This is a genomic window from Burkholderia sp. AU18528, assembly GCF_002223215.2.
In the GTDB taxonomy this organism is placed as follows: Bacteria; Pseudomonadota; Gammaproteobacteria; order Burkholderiales; family Burkholderiaceae; genus Burkholderia; species Burkholderia semiarida.
This window is the reverse complement of record NZ_NKFC02000005.1, coordinates 881,659-902,049: the sequence shown is the minus strand read 5'-3', so window position 1 is coordinate 902,049 and position 20,391 is coordinate 881,659. Positions and strand designations below refer to the sequence as shown.

The following is a 20,391-nucleotide window of genomic DNA, read 5'->3' as shown; positions in this document are numbered from 1 at the left end:
ACAATTCTTTACATTTTTGCGGCCGATCCGTCCCTACAGCGGAATTTCCACGGTGCCGGCGTCCTTGACGATCGCCGTGACGATCTGGCCCGCCGCCATCCGCACCCGCACCGACTGGCCGGGCGCCGCATTCGCGAGCGCGCTGCCCTCGGCCGAAATCGTGAAGCCGGGGCCGGCCGCGACGACCCGCACCGTCTGGCCGGCCGACACCGACGCCGCGCTCTTCAGCATGTCCTGCCGCAGCGGCAGCCCGGCCGAGATGCGCGCGAGCGCGGTCGCGCCGATCGCCTGCGCCGGATCGGTGATCACCGCGAGCGGCAGCACCGTCAGGTCGCCGTCGCGCGCGACGAGATCGGCCGCGGAGAGCGGCTCGCCGGGCGCGATCTGGCGCGCGGCGACGTAATAGGTAGCCTGCACGGCGACCTTCGCCTGCAGGTAGACCGTCCACGGCCGTTCGCCCGCGCAGCGCACGCCGACCGTCGTGCGGCCCCACAGGCGCGCGCCGGTCGGCAGGAACGGTTCGAGCGTCGTGCACGCGGCGAGCCCGCGCGGAAAGGCGGTCGTGACCGTCGCGGTGGTCTTGCCGGGCAGGCCGGCGATCTGCTGCTGCAGGAACGCGAGGGCCGCGCGCCGGATCGTTTCGGGATCTTGCTGGCCGGGCGGCGTCGCGGGCGGGGACACGGCGGCAGCCGGGGCAGGGTTGGCGGCGGCGGCCGCCGTGCGCGGCGCCGCCGCGAGGCGGGCCGATGCTGCCGGTTGCGGCGCCGGCCGCGCGGCATTCGATGCCGGCTCGGCCGTGCCGGCGACGACCGTCGCGATGGCGGCCGGGTCCGCCGCACGCGGCGGCGTGCCGTACCCGGCGTTCGCGCGGACGGCTGCGTAGACGGGGACCGGCGCGAGAGCCGGCGCGGCGGCCGGCGGCGGCACGCTCGTCACGACCATCTGGCCGGCCGGTTGCGCCGCGTAGCCGGCGCCGGTCGCGGCGCTCGCTCCGCCGGCCGCGCGCTGCGCGCCCGAAGCGGAAGCGGCGCCCGCATTCGCGCCGAACTGCCCGCCGCTCGCCGCGTTGGCGTGCGCGAGCGCGGTTTCGGCCGTCTCGCCGCGTCCGGGAATCACGATCATCCCGTCGTCCGCGTGCACGGCGGGCGCGGCGATCCACAGCGCCGCGGCGAGCGCGAATGCACGCCGGACGTGCGTGAGCCGCCCGTTCCTGTCGCGAAGTGCGCCGCCCGTCATCGCCGTGTCCTCGATCCGTTGATCCGCTTCGCATTCTAGGGAGCGCGAGCGTCGCGCAAACGATGAATAGAGGGGGCCTTTGCCGCGTTATTCGCCCGATTGCCGGTTGCGTGCCGCGCCTACCATCGCTGTCATGGAAAAAAGCCGCTCGGGCCGCCATCCGGCGCGAGGGGCGTGCAGCGCTTCATACGGAGAGACGCACACATGCTGGACAAACTCGATGCGGAATTCGCGTTCGGCCGACAGGCGCTCGACGTGCGCGCCTACCGGCAGGAACTGCTGTCGTCGAACATCGCGAACGCCGACACGCCCGGCTACCAGGCCCGCGACGTCGATTTCGCGTCGACGCTCGCGCGCTCGCTGAAGCAGACGGGCGGCGGCCTCGCGCCGAGCAACGCCGCGCCACTGCCGATGGCGCAGCCGGCCGGCGTGACGAGCGGCATGTCGATGGTGTCGACGGCGCCGGGCCACATGGCCGGCACCGCGAAGCTGATTCCGACCGGCGGCCCGTCGGACGACTACGGCCGCGCGCAATACCGGATGCCGCTGCAGCCGTCGCTCGACGGCAACACGGTCGATCTCGACGTCGAGCGCGTGCAGTTCGCGAACAACGCGCTGCACTACGAAACCGGGATGACCGTGATGACCCAGCAGATCAAGGCGATGATCGCCGCGATCTCGACGAACTCGTAAGCGCCGCTTCCGAATCCGGACCCGGACCCAAGCACAAGGAGCCTCCATGCCTTCGTTGATGAACATCTTCGGCGTCGCCGGTTCGGCGCTGTCCGCGCAATCGCAGCGCCTGAACGTGACCGCGTCGAACCTCGCGAACGCCGACAGCGCGACCGGCCCCGACGGCAAGCCGTACAAGGCCAAGCAGGTCGTGTTCGCGACCGACCCGATGGGCGGCGCGCGCACCGCGTCCGGCCAGGGCGTGGGCGGCGTGCGCGTGACGAAGGTGATGGACGATCCGTCGCCGATGAAATCGACCTACGACCCGGCGAACCCGGCCGCCGACGCGAACGGCTACGTGCAGATGCCGAACGTCGATCCGGTGCAGGAGATGGTGAACATGATCTCGGCGTCGCGCTCGTACCAGGCCAACGTCGAGACGCTGAACACCGCGAAGACGCTGATGCTCAAGACGCTGACGATCGGCTCGTAAGCCGCGCCGCCGACCCGACCGACCCGACACCGACAGTTCCGACAGAAGGCCACCCAGGATGACTTCCTCCAACACGACGATCGGCAGCAACGGCACCAACGTGTCGACGCTGCCGACCGACACGATGAACACCAACAAAGTGTCGTCGACCAACGGCACGTCGGCGAGCGACCTGCAGGCGACGTTCCTGAAGCTGCTCGTCACGCAGTTGCAGAACCAGGATCCGACGAGCCCCGTCGACAGTTCGCAGATGACGTCGCAGCTCGCGCAGATCAACACGGTGAGCGGCATCGCGCAGTTGAACACGTCGCTCACGTCGCTGTCGTCGCAGCTCGCGGCCGGCCAGCAGACGCAGGCCGCGCTGCTGATCGGCACCAACGTGCTCGCGCCGGGCAACAGCGTCGGCGTGAAGAGCGGCGCGGCGTCGCCGTTCGGCGTGTCGCTCGCGAACGACGTGTCGAACCTGACGATCACCGTGAAGGACAAGACGGGCGCCGTGGTCAACACGATCGACGCGGGCAAGCAGGCGGCCGGCACCGTGCCGTTCAACTGGACGCCGACGGACGCGGCCGGCAACGCGCTGCCCGACGGCACCTACACCGTGAGCGCGCAGTACACGGGCAGCGACGGCAAGACGTATGCGCCGACCGTGCTCGCGGCCGCGACGGTGCAGAGCGTGATCAAGCAGGCGGACGGCACCGCGGGGCTCGTGCTGTCGAACGGCACGACGGTGGGACTCACCCAGGTTGCGTCGATCTTCCCGAACACGAAGTCGTCCTCGTCCGGCGACACCACCACCAACTGATTGATCGAGCTTTTTCCTAACGGAGACCGAAATGGGTTATCAACAGGGTCTGAGCGGCCTCGCCGGCGCATCGAACGCGCTCGACGTGATCGGCAACAACATCGCGAACGCGAACACGGTCGGCTTCAAGTCGAGCACCGCGCAATTCGCCGACATGTACGCGAACTCGGTCGCGACGTCGGTCAACACGCAGATCGGCATCGGCACGTCGCTGAACGCGGTGCAGCAGAACTTCGGGCAGGGCACGATCAACACGACGAACTCGTCGCTCGACGTCGCGATCAACGGCAACGGCTTCTTCCAGATGTCGAACAACGGCGTGACGACGTACTCGCGCGACGGCACGTTCCAGCGCGACAAGAACGGCTTCATCATCGACTCGCAGGGCCGTAACCTGATGGGCTACGCGGCCAACGGCGGCGGCGTGATCAACACCGCGCAGACCGTGCCGCTGCAGGCGCCGACCAGCAACATCGCGCCGACCGCGACGACCAAGATCACCGGCCAGTTCAACCTGAACTCGCAGGACAAGGTGCCGGCCAAGACGCCGTTCGACCCGAACGACAATACGACGTACAACTATTCGACGTCGATCCAGGTGTACGACTCGCTCGGCGGCTCGCAAGCGGTGAACATGTACTTCGTGAAGTCGGCGGCCGGCACGTGGGAAGCGTATGCGAACGTGCAGGGCGCCGCGACCCCGACCGACCTCGGCACGATCACCTTCGATTCGTCGGGCGCGATCAAGAGCACGACGCTGCCGGGCTCGACCACGCCGACCACGTCGCTCGGCCAGTTCGACTTCACGGTGCCGACCACCGACGGCTCCACGACGCCGCAACAACTGACGCTCAACCTGACCGGCACGACGCAGTACGGCGGCAAGAACGGCGTGAACAACCTCGCGCAGGACGGCTACGCGAGCGGCACGCTGACGACCTACACGATCGGCGCCGACGGCAAGCTGACCGGCAACTACTCGAACGGCCAGACCGCCGTGCTGGGCCAGATCGCGATCGCGAACTTCAACAACCCGAACGGGCTGGTGAACCTCGGCGGCAACCAGTACGCCGAATCGTCGGCGTCGGGCGTGCCGCAGGTGTCGGCGCCGGGCAGCACGAACCACGGCACGCTGCAGGGCAGCGCGCTCGAGAACTCGAACGTCGATCTGACGGCGCAGCTCGTCAACCTGATCACCGCGCAGCGCAACTACCAGGCGAACGCGCAGACGATCAAGACGCAGCAGACCGTCGACCAGACGCTCATCAACCTGTAAGCGCGGATAACCGGCAGCCATGGACCGACTGATCTATACGGCGATGACGGGCGCGTCGCAGTCGCTCGACCAGCAGGCGGTGGTCGCGAACAACCTCGCGAACGCGTCGACGACGGGCTTTCGCGCGCAGCTCGCGACGTATCGCGCGGTGCCGATGAATTTCGGCGACGGCAGCAACATCGACCCGACGACGACGCGCACCTACGTGCTGGCGTCCACGCCCGGCGCCGATTACGCGCCGGGTCCGATCACGCGCACCGGCAACCCGCTCGACGTGGCCGTGCAGGGCGCCGGCTGGCTGTCGGTGCAGACGGCCGACGGCAGCGAGGCGTACACGCGCGCCGGCAACCTGCACGTCGACGAGAACGGCCAGCTCGTGAACGCGAGCAACCTGCCGGTGATCGGCAACGGCGGCCCGATCTCGGTGCCGCCGAACGCGGAAGTGACGATCGGCAAGGACGGCACGGTGTCCGCGCTGATGCCGGGCGACCCGCCCACCGCCGTCGCGATCGTCGACCAGATGAAGCTCGTCAATCCCGACCCGGCCACGCTCACGCGCGGCAACGACGGGCTGTTCCGCACCGCCGACGGCAATCCGGCCGACGTCGACCCGAACGTGGTCGTCACGCCGAATTCGCTCGAAGGCAGCAACGTGAACCCGGTGACCGCGATGGTCGCGATGATCGACAACGCGCGCGCGTTCCAGCTTCAGTCGAAGCTGATCCAGACGGCCGACCAGAACGAGCAGACGGCGAACCAGCTGCTCAATTTCAGCTGAGCGGCACGGCCCTCGCTATCAGGAGAAGATTCAAATGAACCGTTCGCTCTACATCGCCGCCACCGGCATGAATGCGCAGCAGGCGCAGATGGACGTGATCTCGAACAACCTCGCGAACACCAGCACGAACGGCTTCAAGGCGTCGCGCGCGGTGTTCGAGGATCTGCTGTACCAGACCATCCGCCAGCCCGGCGCGAATTCGACGCAGCAGACCGAGCTGCCGTCGGGCCTGCAGCTCGGCACCGGCGTGCAGCAGGTCGCGACCGAGCGCCTGTACACGCAAGGCGGCCTCACGCAGACCGGCAACTCGAAGGACGTCGCGATCAACGGCGCGGGCTTCTTCCAGGTGCTGATGCCGGACGGCACCAACGCGTACACGCGCGACGGCTCGTTCCAGACCAACGCGCAGGGCCAGCTCGTCACGTCGAGCGGCTACCAGGTGCTGCCGGCGATCACCGTGCCGCAGAACGCGCAGTCGCTGACGATCGGCAAGGACGGCGTCGTGTCGGTCACGCAGCCGGGCTCGAGCAACGCGGTGCAGATCGGCTCGCTGCAGATCGCGACCTTCATCAACCCGGCCGGCCTCGAGGCGAAGGGCGAGAACCTGTTCGCGGAAACGACGTCGTCGGGCGCGCCGAACGTGTCGCAGCCGGGGCTGAACGGCGCGGGCGTGCTCAACCAGGGCTACGTCGAGGCGTCGAACGTGAACGTCGTGCAGGAACTCGTCAACATGATCCAGACGCAGCGTGCCTACGAGATCAACAGCAAGGCCGTGACGACGTCCGACCAGATGCTGCAGACCGTCACGCAGATGAAGAGCTAACCGGAAGTCCCGTCGTCGCCATGAAGCAGGTTCGCCTCCCCTCGTCAGCCACCGTCCGCGCCGCGTGCGCGGTCGCGGTGGCGGCGCTCGCCGGTTGCGCGCAGATTCCGCGCGACCCGATCATCCAGCAGCCGATGACGGCGCAGCCGCCGATGCCGATGTCGATGCAGGCGCCCGGCTCGATCTACAACCCCGGCTTCGCGGGGCGGCCGCTGTTCGAGGATCAGCGCCCGCGCAACGTCGGCGACATCCTGACGATCATGATCGCGGAGAACATCAACGCGACCAAGTCGTCGGGCGCGAACACGAACCGGCAGGGCAACACCGATTTCAACGTGCCGACGGCCGGCTTCCTCGGCGGGCTGTTCGCGAAGGCGAACCTGTCGGCGGCCGGCGCGAACAAGTTCGCGGCCACCGGCGGCGCGAGCGCGGCGAACACGTTCAACGGCACGATCACGGTGACCGTCACGGGCGTGCTGCCGAACGGCAACCTCGTGGTGAGCGGCGAAAAGCAGATGCTGATCAACCAGGGCAACGAATTCGTGCGCTTCTCGGGGGTCGTCAACCCGAACACGATCTCGGGCGCGAACTCCGTCTATTCGACGCAGGTCGCCGACGCGAAGATCGAATATTCGTCGAAGGGCTACATCAACGAAGCCGAGACGATGGGCTGGCTGCAGCGCTTCTTCCTCAACATCGCGCCGTGGTGATGACGATGCGAACGACCCTGTTCAGCCGCCTGTCGGCCCGCGCGCACACGGCCGCGCGGCTCGCCGTCGCGTTCGCGGCGGTGGCTGCCGCGTGCATGCTCGGCGCCGCGCCCGCGCACGCGGAACGCCTGAAGGATCTCGCGCAGATCCAGGGCGTGCGCGACAACCCGCTGATCGGCTATGGCCTCGTCGTCGGCCTCGACGGCACGGGCGACCAGACGATGCAGACGCCGTTCACGACGCAGACGCTCGCGAACATGCTCGCGAACCTCGGCATCTCGATCAACAACGGTTCGGCCAACGGCGGCCCGTCGTCGCTGAACAACATGCAGCTGAAGAACGTCGCGGCCGTGATGGTGACGGCCACGCTGCCGCCGTTCGCGCGGCCCGGCGAGGCGCTCGACGTCACCGTGTCGTCGCTCGGCAACGCGAAGAGCCTGCGCGGCGGCACGCTGCTGCTCACGCCGCTGAAAGGCGCGGACGGCCAGGTCTACGCGCTCGCGCAGGGCAACATGGCGGTCGGCGGCGCGGGCGCCAGCGCGAACGGCAGCCGCGTGCAGGTGAACCAGCTCGCGGCCGGCCGGATCGTCGGCGGCGCGATCGTCGAGCGCGCGGTGCCGAACGCGGTCGCGCAGATGAACGGCGTGCTGCAACTGCAACTGAACGACATGGATTACGGCACCGCGCAGCGCATCGTGTCCGCGGTCAACGCCAGTTTCGGCCCGGGCACCGCGACGGCGCTCGACGGCCGCACGATCCAGCTCGCGGCGCCGGCCGATTCGGCGCAGCAGGTCGCGTTCATGGCGCGGCTGCAGAACCTCGACGTGAGCCCGGACAAGGCCGCGGCCAAGGTGATCCTGAACGCGCGCACCGGCTCGATCGTGATGAACCAGATGGTCACGCTGCAAAGCTGCGCGGTCGCGCACGGCAACCTGTCGGTGGTCGTCAACACGCAGCCGGTGGTGTCGCAGCCGGGGCCGTTCTCGAACGGGCAGACGGTGGTCGCGCAGCAGTCGCAGATCCAGTTGAAGCAGGACAACGGCGCGCTGAAGATGGTGACGGCCGGCGCGAATCTCGCCGACGTCGTGAAGGCGCTGAACACGCTCGGCGCGACGCCCGCGGACCTGATGTCGATCCTGCAGGCGATGAAGGCGGCCGGCGCGCTGCGCGCCGACCTGGAGGTGATCTAAATGGCAGCCACGCTCCCCAACGCAAACGACCTCACGCAGCGCTTCGCGCTCGACGTGCAGGGTTTCGATGCGCTGCGCGCGCAGGCGAAGCAGTCGCCGCAGGCCGGCGCGAAGGCCGTCGCCGGCCAGTTCGACGCGATGTTCACGCAGATGATGCTCAAGAGCATGCGCGACGCAACGCCCGACGGCGGCTTGCTCGATTCGCACACGTCGAAGATGTACACGTCGATGCTCGACCAGCAGCTCGCGCAGCAGATGTCGACGCGCGGGATCGGCGTGGCCGACGCGCTGATGAAGCAGTTGCTGCGCAACGCGGGCGTCGGCGCCGGCGGCGCCGCGGCGGACGTTGGCGCGGGCGGCATGGGCGGCATGGGCGTGGGCGGCCTCGGCACGGCCGGCAACGAAGGCGGCCTCGCCGCGATGAACGCGATGGCGAAGGCCTATGCGAACGCGGCGAACAACGGCGGCCTTGCCGGCGCGCGCGGCTATTCGGCCGGCAGCGCGCTGACGCCGCCGCTCAAGGGCGCGAGCGGCGTGCGCGACGCGGACGCGTTCGTCGACCGGCTCGCGGGCCCCGCGCAGGCGGCCAGCGCGACGACCGGCATCCCGGCGCGGTTCATCGTCGGCCAGGCCGCGCTCGAATCGGGCTGGGGCAAGCGCGAGATCCGCGCGACGGACGGCTCGACCAGCTACAACGTGTTCGGCATCAAGGCGAACAAGGGCTGGACCGGCCGCACCGTGTCGGCGCTGACCACCGAATACGTGAACGGCACGCCGCGCCGCGTGGTCGCGAAGTTCCGCGCGTACGACTCGTACGAGCACGCGATGACCGACTACGCGAACCTGCTGAAGAACAACCCGCGCTACGCGGGCGTGCTCAGCGCGAGCCGCAGCGTCGAAGGCTTCGCGCACGGGATGCAGAAGGCCGGCTACGCGACCGACCCGAATTACGCGAAGAAGCTGATCTCGATCATGCAGCAGATCGGCTGACGGCCCGCCCGCCACCGATTGGCCCCTTCGGACCGCGCCCGGCACCTTGCCGCGCGCGGTTTCAACGTTTGCGACAAATAAATGGCCGTTTCGATCTAAACTTTCGGTCAGCACTGCCGCTAAGTGTGAGAGACCTGCGACCGGGCCCCCGTTCTGGCCCGGTTTTATTGCGCACCGGTTGCCCCGGGCGCCCATGACAAGAAAGACCGGCTAGCCATGAATATCGAAACGTCGACGGACCCCAGCCTGGATGCAGGCCACTCCGGGCCCGACTATGCCCGCCGCAATCCGCTGGAAATCGGCGTGCAGCTGCGCAACCTGGTGAATCGCGGCGATTTCCTGACCGTCCAGTACCCGGGCGGCCAGCTCGTCACGCGTTTGCTCGAGGTCGACGTCGGCGCGCGGACGTTCACGTTCGACTGGGGCGCGTTGTCGGAGCAGAACGCCGGCATCCTGGGCGCGTCGCACTGCACGTTCGCGGCCGCGCCGGAGGGCGTGCGCGTCGAATTCACCACGGGCACGCCGCGCGAGACGCGCTACGAGGGGCTGCCCGCGTTCGTCGCCGATTTCCCCGACGTGCTGGTCTGCATCCAGCGCCGCGAATATTTCCGCGTCGACGCGCCGATCGTCGATCCGTTCCTGTGCCGCGGCAAGCTGCCGGACGGCGAAAGCTTCCTGTTCGAGGTGCACAACCTGTCGCTCGGCGGCGTGGGGCTGCGCACGGCCGACGAGCGCGTCGAGGCGCTCGAGGTCGGCACGCTGCTGCCGGACGTCGAGCTCGAGCTGACGGGCCACGGCAAGCTGTCGCTCGACCTGCAGCTCGTGTCGCAGCGTTCGACGCAGATGCCGAACGGGGCGCGGCGCTACCAGCTCGGCTTCCGCTACATGTCGCTGCCGGGCAGCGCGGAGAACACGCTGCAGCGGCTGATCACGCAGCTCGAAATGAAGCGCCGCTCGCTCGCGCGGGCCTGACGCGCCCCAGCGGGCGGCCCCCACAGGCGGCCCGCGCGGCGCCGCCGGCGCCTCGTGCCGGCCGCTTCCGACGGCGACGCACGCTCGTGCGCCGCGCGTGCATTTTTTCCTCAATTTTTTCGATCCGCGGCCGTTATACCGGGAGTCACGCAACCCGGCGGCCGCAACTCGCGGCCGGCTCATCAGGATCGCGCATGTCCAACACACTCATGAACCTCGGCGTCAGCGGCCTGAATGCCGCGCTCTGGGGCCTCACGACGACCGGCAACAACATCAGCAACGCCGCGACGCCCGGCTATTCGGTCGAGCGGCCCGTGTATGCCGAAGCGAGCGGCCAGTACACGGGCAGCGGCTACATGCCGCAAGGCGTGAACACCGTCACCGTGCAGCGGCAGTACAGCCAGTACCTGAGCGACCAGCTGAACACCGCGCAGACGCAGGGCAGCGCGCTGTCGACCTGGTACACGCTCGTCGCGCAGCTGAACAACTACATCGGCAGCCCGACGGCCGGCATCTCGACCGCGATCACGAGCTACTTCACCGGCCTGCAGAACGTCGCGAACAACGCGTCCGACCCGTCCGTGCGGCAAACCGCGATCAGCAACGCGCAGACGCTGGCCAACCAGATCAACGCGGCCGGCCAGCAGTACGACGCGCTGCGCCAGAGCGTGAACACCCAGCTCACCAGCACGGTGTCGCAGATCAACACGTACACCGCTCAGATCGCCGAGCTGAACCAGCAGATCTCGGCGGCGAGCAGCCAGGGCCAGCCGCCGAACCAGCTGATGGACCAGCGCGACCTCGCCGTGTCGAACCTGTCGAGCCTCGCCGGCGTCCAGGTCGTGCGCAACGAGGGCGGCTACAGCTTGTTCCTCGCGGGCGGCCAGCCGCTCGTCGTCGCCGACAAGAGCTACCAGCTCGCGACCGTCTCGTCGCCGTCGGATCCGAGCGAGCTGACCGTCGTGTCGCAGGGCATCGCCGGCGCGAACCCGCAGGGGCCGAACCAGGCGTTGCCCGATTCGTCGCTGTCGGGCGGCACGCTCGGCGGCCTGCTCGCATTCCGCAGCCAGACACTCGACCCCGCGCAGGCGCAGCTCGGCGCGATCGCGACCAGCTTCGCCGCGCAGGTCAACGCGCAGAACGCGCTCGGCATCGACCTGTCGGGCAATCCGGGCGGCAACCTGTTCAACGTGCCGTCGCCGACCGTGTACGCGACCCAGGGGAATACCGGCAACGCGTCGCTGTCGGTGTCGTTCGCGAACGCGTCGCGGCCGACGACGAGCGACTATACGCTCTCGTTCGACGGCGCGAATTACACGCTGACCGACCGCGCGAGCGGCGCGGTGGTCGACCAGAAGGCGGGCCCGATGCCGGTTTCGCTCGGCGGGCTGAACTTCTCGGCCGCGACCGGCACGCAGATGCAGCCGGGCGACAAGTTCACCGTGCTGCCGACGCGCGGCGCGCTGAACGGCTTCGGCCTTGCGACGACGAGCTTCTCGGCGATCGCGGCCGCGTCGCCGGCCGTCACGTCGGCGGCGAGCACCAACACGGGCACGGGCAAGATCACGCTGGGCGGCGTGACCTCGGGCTATCAGGTGCCGACGACCAAGCTGACCTTCGACGCGACGGCAAAGACGCTGACGGGCTTCCCGGTCGGCACGACGGTGACGGTCGGAACGACGCCGCCGACGACGGTGACCATCGTGAATCCGACGGACACCGTCCCGTACGACCCGGCGTCCGGCGCGACGATGACGATGTCGGGGACGGCCGCGGGCGCACTCAACGGCGTGAGCGTGTCGCTGTCCGGCGCGCCGGCGACCGGCGATTCGTTCACGATCGGGCCGTACGCCGGCGGCACCAGCGACGGCTCCAACGCACGGGCGCTGTCGCAACTCGTCAATGCGAAGGCGCTCGGCGGCGGCACGACGACCCTCACGGGCGCGTACGCGACCTACGTCAACGGCATCGGCAACACGGCGACGCAGCTCAAATCGTCGAGCACCGCGCAGACCGCGCTGGTCGGTCAGATCACGCAGGCACAGCAGTCGGTGTCGGGCGTGAACCAGAACGAGGAAGCGGCCAACCTGATGCAGTACCAGCAGCTTTACCAGGCGAACGCGAAGGTGATTCAGACGGCGGCGACGCTGTTCCAGACCGTCCTTGGCCTGTTCAACTGACCGGATTCGAGAGGATAGAAACGATGCGGATCTCCAGCGCCCAGTATTTCCAGCTGAACGTCACGCAGATGAACGACCAGCAGGCCCAGCTTGCGCAGCTGTACCAGCAGATCGCGAGCGGCGTGAGCCTGCAGACGGCGGCGGACAATCCGGTCGGTGCGGCGCAGGCCGTGCAGTTGTCGATGACGTCGGCGACGCTGTCGCAGTACGCGACCAACCAGACCACGGCGCTCGCGTCGCTGCAGGCCGAGGACCAGGCGCTGCAGAACGTGAGCGGCGTGCTCACGAGCGCGCAGACGCTGCTCGTGCGGGCGGGCGACGGCTCGCTGTCCGACAGCAACCGGGCGGCGCTGGCGACGCAGCTGCAGGGCTACCGCGACCAGTTGCTGACGCTCGCGAACACCAACGACGGCGCCGGCACCTACCTGTTCGCCGGCACGAACAATTCCGCGCCGCCGTTCAAGGCCGCGCCGAACGGCAGCGTGGCGTATGTCGGCGACACCGGCACGCGCGACGTGCAGATCGCCGATTCGAGCACCGTGTCGCAGAGCGACACGGGGGCGGCCGTCTTCATGTCGGTGCCGGCGATCGGCAGCACGCCCGTGCCGTCGGCGGGCGCCGCCAATGCGGGCACCGCCACGATCGGCACGGTGGCCGTGACGAACCCGGCGGCCGCGACGAACGGCCATCAGTTCGCGATCACGTTCGGCGGCACGCCCGCCGCGCCGACCTACACGGTGACCGACAACTCGGTCAGCCCGCCGAGCACCACGCCGGCGCAGGCCTATTCGGCCGGCTCGGCGATCTCGCTCGGCAACGGCATGACGGTGGCGGTGTCGGGCACGCCGGCCGTCGGCGACACGTTCGCGGTCGACCCGGCGCCGCAGGCGAGCGGCGGCGCCGACATATTCTCGACACTCGACGCGATGATTTCGGCGCTGAACAAGCCCGTGACCGGCAACCCGGTGGCGAGCGCCGCGCTGACGAATGCGCTGATGACGGGCTCGACCAAGCTCGGCAACACGATGCGCAACGTCACGACGATCCAGGCGTCGGTCGGCGGCCGCGAGCAGGAAGTCAAGGCGATGCAGGCCGTCAACCAGTCCGCGGCGCTGCAGACGAGCAGCAACCTGTCGGATCTGACGAGCACCAACATGGTGACGACGATCAGCCAGTACCTGCAGGTGCAGAACGCGCTGACCGGCGCACAGAAGGCCTACGTGCAGTTGCAGAACATGTCGCTGTTCCAGTACATCAATCCGTGACGTACGCGGCGCCGGCTGCGATGTGAGCGCATGCTTGCTTCGCGGCCGGCGCGCGCCGCCGCCCCGCGCGTCGGGCGCGGACGGGCGCTTCACCGGGCCGCGCGCTCGCGCACCGGTTCTCTTGCGCGACTTGTCGCTCCGGCACCTGGCCGTTCCGCTTGCCGGCCCCGCCTGCCGGTTCGCTTGCCAGCCCCATTTCCGCTCCGTAAACTCGCGCCAGATTCCAGACCGGCGCATCCCTGGCGGCCGGCGACCGACGACCGACAGGAGCGCTTTCCCCATGTCCGATTCCTACTTCCCGCGCTGGCGGGTCCAACCGACCGGCGCGGCCTCGCGCGTGGTCGGCCCCGACGAACGCCTCGCGTGGCCGCAGATGGTCGCGATGGGCGTGCAGCACGTCGTCGCGATGTTCGGTTCGACCGTGCTCGCGCCGCTGCTGATGGGCTTCGACCCGAACCTGTGCATCTTCATGTCGGGCATCGGCACGCTGCTGTTCTTCGTGCTGGTCGGCGGGCGCGTGCCGAGCTACCTCGGCTCGAGCTTCGCGTTCATCGGCCTCGTGATCGCGGTGACCGGCTACGGCGGCAGCGGCCCGAACCCGAACATTCCGGTCGCGCTCGGCGGGATCGTCGCGTGCGGCGTCGTGTACGTGGCGCTCGGCGCGCTCGTGCAGGCGATCGGCACGCGCTGGATCGAGACGCTGATGCCGCCCGTCGTGACCGGCGCGGTGGTCGCGGTGATCGGGCTGAACCTCGCGCCGATCGCGGTCAAGGGCGTGTCGGGCTCGACCTTCGACTCGGTGATGGCGCTCGTCACGGTGCTGTGCGTCGGCGGCGTCGCGGTGTTCGCGCGCGGGACGGTGCAGCGCCTGCTGATCCTCGTCGGGCTCGTGATCGCCTACGTGATCTACGCGATCGCGACCAACGGGATGGGCCTCGGCAAGCCGATCGATTTCGCGATCGTCGCGCAGGCCGCGTGGTTCGGCGTGCCGGGCTTTCGCGCGCCGGTGTTCGATCCGCACGCGATGCTGATGCTCGCGCCGATCGCGGTGATCCTGGTCGCGGAGAACCTCGGCCACATCAAGGCCGTCAGCGCGATGACGGGCACCAACCTCGACCGCTACGTCGGCCGCGCGTTCATCGGCGACGGGCTCGCGACGATCGTGTCGGGCAGCGTCGGCGGCACGGGCGTGACCACCTACGCGGAGAACATCGGCGTGATGGCCGTCACGCGGATCTATTCGACGCTGGTGTTCGCGGTTGCCGCGCTGATCGCGATCGGGCTCGGCTTCTCGCCGAAGTTCGGTGCGGTGATCCAGACGATCCCGGGCCCCGTGCTCGGCGGCGTGTCGATCGTGGTGTTCGGGCTGATCGCGGTGACGGGCGCGCGGATCTGGGTCGTCAACAAGGTCGACTTCTCCGACAACCGCAACCTGATCGTCGCGGCCGTCACGCTGGTGCTCGGCGCCGGCGACTTCTCGCTGAAGATCGGCGGCTTCGGGCTCGGCGGGATCGGCACCGCGACGTTCGGCGCGATCATCCTGTACGCGATCCTGCGCAAGGAGAAGGAGCCGGGGCCGGTGGTGTGAGGCGCGGGGGAGGCCGGCGCATCGGCCATCACGGATTCGGCTGCACCGAAAACGTGAGTGGCCACGCAAAGGTTCCGTCCTTCGCCTTCGGCGCGAACACGAACCGATAGGTCAGCGTAAACGTCGTGTTCAGCGCCGTATACGGCACGTTGATCGTGCCGCCCGTTCCCGGCAGCACCACCTTGCCGCCGAAGCCGCTGATCTCGATCGAACTGAACTGCGACAGGCTCGCGGCGGCAACCTGTACGCGCACCGTATAACCGGCCCGGTCGTTGGTCTGGACCGCGAGGGTCGTCCCCGACGGGTTGTTCGCGTTCGGCACGGCCAGGTAGCCGATGCTCGTGTCCTTGTTCGCGATCACGAGCTTCGCCGGATGGGTCGCGTTCAGCCGCGCATACGCCTGGACCGTTGCCCCGACCTGCACCGGGCGGCTGGCCTGCTTCGCGGCGCTCGGGCCGGGCACCGCGCCGACGAGCGCGATCGAGAGCGCGGCCAGTGCGGCCAGCAGCCCGCGCGCGCGGCCCGCACCGCATGGCGCGAGTGGCGCCGCACCGGTCCGTCCGCGGGCGCGCCGCGCTGCGGCGGCGCTCGCTGTCTGGGTTCGATTCATGTCTGCCCCCGTTGTCCGAGTCCGTGATGGTGGTCGATGGCGGCATGCGCGACGCACGCGCCGTTGGCTCGCCTAGTAGTTGAACAGGATCGTGATGTTGTGGTCCGCGTAGCTGCCCGGCACGGCGTTCTGGCCGCCGCGGATCAGCCCGTACACGGTCGCGCTGAATGCGCCGGCGCCCGTGATCTTGCCCCATGAAATCGTCGACGTGCCGCTCGTGCCGTCTCCCCAGACCGACGTGTGCGCGCTGTCGAGATACAGGTTGTAGCCGAGCGTCTGCGTGTCGCCGGTGCGCGTCATCAGCCGGTTCGCGAACGTGCCGCCGCCCGCGCTCGCCGTGACCGTCGGCGTCGCGTTGCCGCTGCCGGTGCAGTTCACCGAGACGGTGACGGCCGACGTCGCCGCGTTGATGGTGTCGTACGTGCCGAACACCATCGACGACGGTGCCGTCATCGTGCACGTCGTCGCCGCGCGCGCGGCCGGCGCGGCCATCAGCGCGGCGCCGGCGGCGAACAACGCGAACGCGGCGGACGCCGCGGAGGTCGCGGCCGTCGCGCGAACGCGCGGGAGCCGGACCGGCCGCCCGGCATGCTTGCGATGTCTCATGGTGTGACTCCCTTGCAAAGATGGGTGCCGAGGTCCGGCAGCGGATCGTCACCGGCGGGAAAGCGCACGGTCACGTCGCACTGCCGGTCGCGCCACGCCGCATGCAGGCGGTTCTGCTCCGACAGTCCGGTGACGTACACGACGCCGTCGCGGCCGACTGGAAACGCGTCCTTCTGCCCGTCGATCGTGACGATCGCGCCGGCCGGCAGGTGCGCGCCGGCCGCAAGATCGAGCGTGAGCATCGCGCCGCGCGAGCGCGTGATCGGGAACACGAGCGCCATGCCGCTGCGGAAGTAGGGCACCGCGTCGAGCTTCAGCGTGCCGATCGTCGCGTCGAACGGCAGGTCGGCCTGCTCGATCGAAATCGGGTTGTTTTCATACGCGCGCAGCCGCGGCAGCAGCGCGACGCCGCTCGCGTCCGTGTGCGCGACGAGCTGGTTGTCCGCGAGGATGCCGACGTTGGCGAAGCCCGGCACCTTGACCAGCGCGAAGCTGTCGGTGATCTGCCGCGACAGGCGCGCGGTGCCGTCGACGAACGCGACGCCGCCCGCGACGTTGGCGCGCACGCCGGCGCGGCCGCGATACGCCGCCGCCTCGACGCTGTAGGTGCCGGTGCGCGTCTGCAGCGTCGCGCTCGCGTCCTGCGTATCGTTGCCGGCCTGCAGCGCGTAGCCGAAACCTTCGCCGACCGGCAGGCTGCGCTGCAGTTGCGCGAGCATTTCGGTGCGGCCCTGCTGGTGCGTCATCGTGACCGATGCGCTCGTGCGGTTGTCGACCGGAATCGTCCACGCGACGCCGACGATCGTCGCGCCAGCGCCGCTCAGCGGCTTGCTGACGCTGACGTTGGCGAAGCCGAAGCGACCGAGCTGCGCGCTGTAGCTGAGCGACAGCAACTGGGTCTTGTAGCCGTCGCGATCGTCGAGGAACACGTGCGCGAGCCCGAGCGAGCCGAAGCGGCCCATCCCGAGGCCGACGTTGACGCTCGTCAGCAGCTTCGGCGCGAGCCTGCCCGGCTCGAGCCCGATCTGCGCGAAATGCGGGGTCGCCCATTGCGCGTGCGCGCCGATCTCCACGAGGCCGGCCTGGCTCTCGGCGCCGATCGTCGCCAGCGCGCCCGCGCCATCGGCGCTGCGGCTCGCCGCCGCCGCCGCGTTGAGGACGCCGAGCGGCCCGGCCAGCACCACGCCGCCGACGCCGACGTTTTGCCGCGACGCTTCGGCTTCCGCGTGGATCTCGCCGGTGAACCGGTCGGTCATGCCGATCCGGTGCGTCGCGCTGGCGAACCAGCGCCCGTAGTCGTTGCTCGCGAGGCCGAAATCGCGCCGCTCCTTGCCGATCTCGTACGAGAAATCCTGCATCCCCCGCTTCAGCAGATTCGCGCTTGCGTAGAACGATTGCGTGATCACCTGCTCGCGACCCATCACGTCGCGCACCACGACCCGCACGTCGCCCTGGCCGGTCACCACCGGCACGTTGTTGATCGCGAACGGGCCGGGGGCGACCTCGCGCGTCGACGTCAGCGCGTTGTTGACGTAGACGTCGACCGTCGAAGGCAGCACGGCCTGCCCGCTCACGCCCTGCAGCGGGATCGTGACGAGCCCCGGCTGCGTCGCGAAATTGGTCGCGTACTGGATGCCGCCGAAGCGGACCGCGCGGCCCCACATCCCCGCCCGGCTGATCGCGTCGCCGATGCGCAGGCTCGCGAGATGGCCGGGCCGATCGGTCGTCCACGTGGTTTCGAGGCGCGTGAGGCGCCGCGTCGGGCCCGCTTCGTCCGCGAGAAACGTGCCGACGCCCACGCCGAAGCGGTTGAAGAAGCCAAGCTCGAACAGTCCGGAGCCGTGCGTCTGGCCCGCGGCCTGTTCGGCAAGCAGGTCGTAGTTGAAGAAGCCGCCGATGCCCGGCTCGACGGCCGACGCGCGGTGCCGCTCGGTCTCGTCGAAGGTCGCGCCGACGAATGCCTGGGCCGGAGCGCTGATCGCCATCGTCAGATTCTGCTCGTCGACGGTGTACGTGAGGCCCGCGATCGCGTTCAGCGGGTAGTACGGCGTGTCGTTGCCGGCCAGCGGCGCGACGTCCGGCCGCCTGAGCCGCCAGCGCTTCAGGTCGTCGGCCGACACGTAGAACGCGCCGTCGGCCGCCTTGATCAGCAACGCGGTTTCGTCGAGGCCCTGGCGGTTGATGTCGACCTGGTACAGCAGCTCGGCCGGGCCGCCCGCCGCGCCATGCGACGCCTGCGCGGCCGCGGCGGCCGGTGCCGCGACGAGACGCTCTTGTGCGTGTGGGGTCTGCGCGCTCATGAGAATCGCGATCAGCAGCGCCGCGTCAGCGCGCGTTCGGCGCGAGCGTCGTATCGATGTCGCCCGCATCGGAGTAGCCGATCAGGTGCATGCCGGAGGCAACGGCCGGCGCGGTTCCGGCGCCGGGCTTGAACGTCAGTTCGCGCGACTGGCCGGGCAGCACGTACGCGAATTCCGCATGCGTGGCGACGGGGCGATCGCTGCCCGGCGCGAGCAGCGCGAGGTTCGCCACCTGCGCATGCGCGGTGCCGTCGTTGGTCACGCGCAACGCGAGCGTGCCCGAGCCGCCCGGGCGCGGCTCCGCGCTCCAGCGCAGCCGCGGGGCGGTGTCGACGGCCGGCTTCACGAAGATCGGCAGGCTCATTTCCAGCGCGATCTGCACGCCGGTGAAACCGGGCTTCGGCGCGGGCGGAATCTCCTGCAGATACAGCCGGTAGCTGGTTTCGCGGTCAGCGGCGGGCGGATGCCGCAGGCCGACGCGCACGACCTGCGCACTGCCGGGCGCGATCGTGAAGATCGGCGGCGCGGCGATCAGGTCGCCGGTCGACGCATAGACGTCGTCGCCCGCGTTTTGCGACCACGCGACGGTGCGCAGCTGGACGATCACGGGCTGGTCGGGCGATTCGTTGCGCACCGTCAGCGCGACGCTGCGTTGCGCGGCCGACAGCTCGACGCGCACGGGCGACACGGTGAAGTCGGTGGCCCGGCTGTCGGCGGAGGCGGCGGCGAGCGTCACGGCCGCGAGCCAGGTCGCGAGTTTGTACACGTTCGGTTTCATCACGGATCCACCTCCAGGGGTTCGCTGCTGGATGTTCGACGTCTGCCGGTCGGGAGGGCGCGCATCTGCGCTGCCGCACGCCCTCCGCGCGGCACTAAAACGTGACGGTGACCGTCACCGTGTCCGCATAGCTGCCCGGCACCGCATTGGGCTGGTCCGGCACCTTGCCGTACACGGTCTTGGTGATCGCCTGCGCCATCGCCATCCCCTGGCCGGTGCCGTTGACGGTATCGCTCGGCGGCGTGTTGCCCCACACGACCGTGCGGTTCGAATCCTGGTACAGCGAGTAGTTGAGCTGGTTCGAGCCGCTCGTCATGATGCGGTTGGCGACCGTGGCGCCGGACGTCGTGCCCGCATTCAGGCCGATGTTGAAGTTCGTCCCGTTCGTGCAGCGGACCGTGATCGCGGACTGCGCCGATTGATCGCCGGTTCCCGGTGTGTAGGCGGGGAAAGTCAGCGCGCCGGCCGAGTCGATCAGGCACGTTGCGTTGACGGTGGCGGATACGCCGAACGTCGTGGTGGTCTGTCCGGCCGATGCCGAGAGGGCCGTGCAGGCGAGCGATGCGGCAAGCGCCGCGTGGGTCAGTACGGAGTGCTTCATGATGCAGTTCTCCCTTGAGAGCTGGAATGTGCGGCCGGTGCGTCGAGCCGTTCGGGACGGGATCTCGATCGTCAGCGCGCGATGCGTCTTCTGGTCGTGTCGGAATCGGGTCGCTTGCTGGGCGGGCACCTCCTTTGTGTCGTCGTGCGGAATCGGGCGCGCGGCCGGGCAGCCGGCCGCTGCTGCAGCGCGTACCGCGCGAGCCGTGGCCGTGCCGCTCGCGTGCGCGTCGGCACGCGGGCGGCGCCGCCCTGGCGAGCGGCACGACTCGGCGCGGCGCGCATGCGCGCGGGGAGGGATTTCCGGGATTCGCCTATCGGATCGGCGCGTCGTGACTTCGGGTAACGGTGTGGGCCGTGTGCGCGCATCGGACGGCGACGGTGCGAAGCCGCGCCGCCGGCATCAGCGGATGCGTGACAGGAGCAGTGATGCAGGACAGCAGCCGTGTGACGGCCGATATGAGATTCGACATGATTTCCCCGACCCGCTTGATGATTGTTCGTCGCCTGCATCGAGCC

The 20,391-nt window shown here is 69.4% G+C and carries 19 protein-coding genes; 13 read left to right on the top strand and 6 right to left on the bottom strand.

Annotated features, from left to right (window positions below; translation table 11 throughout):
* Positions 1-33: 33 nt before the first annotated feature.
* Positions 34-1,236 (bottom strand): flagellar basal body P-ring formation chaperone FlgA, encoded by a 1,203-nt coding sequence (flgA, locus tag CFB52_RS15885; protein ID WP_099316896.1) that lies wholly within the window; start codon positions 1,234-1,236, stop codon positions 34-36.
* A gap of 204 nt (positions 1,237-1,440) precedes the next feature.
* On the opposite strand from flgA, the gene flgB reads away from it, so the two are divergent.
* The 13 genes from flgB (at position 1,441) to CFB52_RS15815 (ending at position 14,978) form a co-directional block, all read left to right on the top strand.
* Positions 1,441-1,929: a flagellar basal body rod protein FlgB gene (gene flgB / locus CFB52_RS15880; RefSeq protein WP_059583906.1), complete on the top strand. Its 489-nt coding sequence runs from the start codon at positions 1,441-1,443 to the stop codon at positions 1,927-1,929.
* A 46-nt stretch (positions 1,930-1,975) separates the two neighbouring features.
* Positions 1,976-2,401, top strand: a complete 426-nt coding sequence (flgC, locus tag CFB52_RS15875) for a flagellar basal body rod protein FlgC (RefSeq protein ID WP_006485701.1) — start codon at positions 1,976-1,978, stop codon at positions 2,399-2,401.
* A gap of 58 nt (positions 2,402-2,459) precedes the next feature.
* Complete coding sequence (flgD, locus tag CFB52_RS15870) at positions 2,460-3,206, top strand: flagellar hook assembly protein FlgD (protein WP_099316895.1); 747 nt, start codon at positions 2,460-2,462, stop codon at positions 3,204-3,206.
* A 31-nt stretch (positions 3,207-3,237) separates the two neighbouring features.
* Positions 3,238-4,482: a flagellar hook protein FlgE gene (gene flgE, locus CFB52_RS15865; protein WP_059583903.1), complete on the top strand. Its 1,245-nt coding sequence runs from the start codon at positions 3,238-3,240 to the stop codon at positions 4,480-4,482.
* Between the two features lie 19 nt (positions 4,483-4,501).
* The gene (gene flgF, locus CFB52_RS15860) at positions 4,502-5,260 is read left to right on the top strand and encodes a flagellar basal-body rod protein FlgF (protein ID WP_059583901.1); all 759 of its coding nucleotides are present in this window, start codon (positions 4,502-4,504) and stop codon (positions 5,258-5,260) included.
* 34 nt (positions 5,261-5,294) lie between these two features.
* A complete protein-coding gene (flgG, locus tag CFB52_RS15855) occupies positions 5,295-6,083 on the top strand; it encodes a flagellar basal-body rod protein FlgG (RefSeq protein ID WP_006485706.1) in 789 nt (262 codons plus the stop codon).
* Positions 6,084-6,103: 20 nt separating this feature from the next.
* The gene (gene flgH / locus CFB52_RS15850; protein ID WP_059642434.1) at positions 6,104-6,793 is read left to right on the top strand and encodes a flagellar basal body L-ring protein FlgH; all 690 of its coding nucleotides are present in this window, start codon (positions 6,104-6,106) and stop codon (positions 6,791-6,793) included.
* 5 nt (positions 6,794-6,798) lie between these two features.
* The gene (locus tag CFB52_RS15845) at positions 6,799-7,983 is read left to right on the top strand and encodes a flagellar basal body P-ring protein FlgI (protein ID WP_099316978.1); all 1,185 of its coding nucleotides are present in this window, start codon (positions 6,799-6,801) and stop codon (positions 7,981-7,983) included.
* On the top strand, positions 7,984-8,973 hold the full coding sequence (gene flgJ, locus CFB52_RS15840) for a flagellar assembly peptidoglycan hydrolase FlgJ (protein WP_099316894.1): 990 nt from the start codon (positions 7,984-7,986) through the stop codon (positions 8,971-8,973). It abuts the gene before it with no gap.
* A 216-nt stretch (positions 8,974-9,189) separates the two neighbouring features.
* Positions 9,190-9,945, top strand: a complete 756-nt coding sequence (locus tag CFB52_RS15830) for a flagellar brake protein (protein WP_059583897.1) — start codon at positions 9,190-9,192, stop codon at positions 9,943-9,945.
* 194 nt (positions 9,946-10,139) lie between these two features.
* Positions 10,140-12,125, top strand: a complete 1,986-nt coding sequence (gene flgK, locus CFB52_RS15825) for a flagellar hook-associated protein FlgK (RefSeq protein ID WP_059583895.1) — start codon at positions 10,140-10,142, stop codon at positions 12,123-12,125.
* Between the two features lie 23 nt (positions 12,126-12,148).
* The gene (gene flgL, locus CFB52_RS15820) at positions 12,149-13,390 is read left to right on the top strand and encodes a flagellar hook-associated protein FlgL (RefSeq protein WP_059583893.1); all 1,242 of its coding nucleotides are present in this window, start codon (positions 12,149-12,151) and stop codon (positions 13,388-13,390) included.
* A gap of 280 nt (positions 13,391-13,670) precedes the next feature.
* A complete protein-coding gene (locus CFB52_RS15815; RefSeq protein ID WP_099316893.1) occupies positions 13,671-14,978 on the top strand; it encodes a solute carrier family 23 protein in 1,308 nt (435 codons plus the stop codon).
* Between the two features lie 28 nt (positions 14,979-15,006).
* On the opposite strand, the gene CFB52_RS15810 is transcribed toward CFB52_RS15815, so the two are convergent.
* The 5 genes from CFB52_RS15810 to CFB52_RS15790 form a co-directional block, all read right to left on the bottom strand.
* Positions 15,007-15,588, bottom strand: a complete 582-nt coding sequence (locus tag CFB52_RS15810) for a hypothetical protein (protein ID WP_081066434.1) — start codon at positions 15,586-15,588, stop codon at positions 15,007-15,009.
* Between the two features lie 72 nt (positions 15,589-15,660).
* Positions 15,661-16,194: a spore coat U domain-containing protein gene (locus tag CFB52_RS15805; RefSeq protein WP_226225879.1), complete on the bottom strand. Its 534-nt coding sequence runs from the start codon at positions 16,192-16,194 to the stop codon at positions 15,661-15,663.
* Positions 16,191-18,494, bottom strand: a complete 2,304-nt coding sequence (locus CFB52_RS15800) for a fimbria/pilus outer membrane usher protein (RefSeq protein WP_257220312.1) — start codon at positions 18,492-18,494, stop codon at positions 16,191-16,193. The genes CFB52_RS15805 and CFB52_RS15800 overlap by 4 nt, the downstream gene beginning before the upstream one ends.
* Before the next feature lie 25 nt (positions 18,495-18,519).
* Positions 18,520-19,272: a molecular chaperone gene (locus CFB52_RS15795; protein ID WP_059583888.1), complete on the bottom strand. Its 753-nt coding sequence runs from the start codon at positions 19,270-19,272 to the stop codon at positions 18,520-18,522.
* A 94-nt stretch (positions 19,273-19,366) separates the two neighbouring features.
* Positions 19,367-19,873 (bottom strand): spore coat U domain-containing protein, encoded by a 507-nt coding sequence (locus CFB52_RS15790; protein ID WP_059583886.1) that lies wholly within the window; start codon positions 19,871-19,873, stop codon positions 19,367-19,369.
* Between the last annotated feature and the right edge of the window lie 518 nt (positions 19,874-20,391).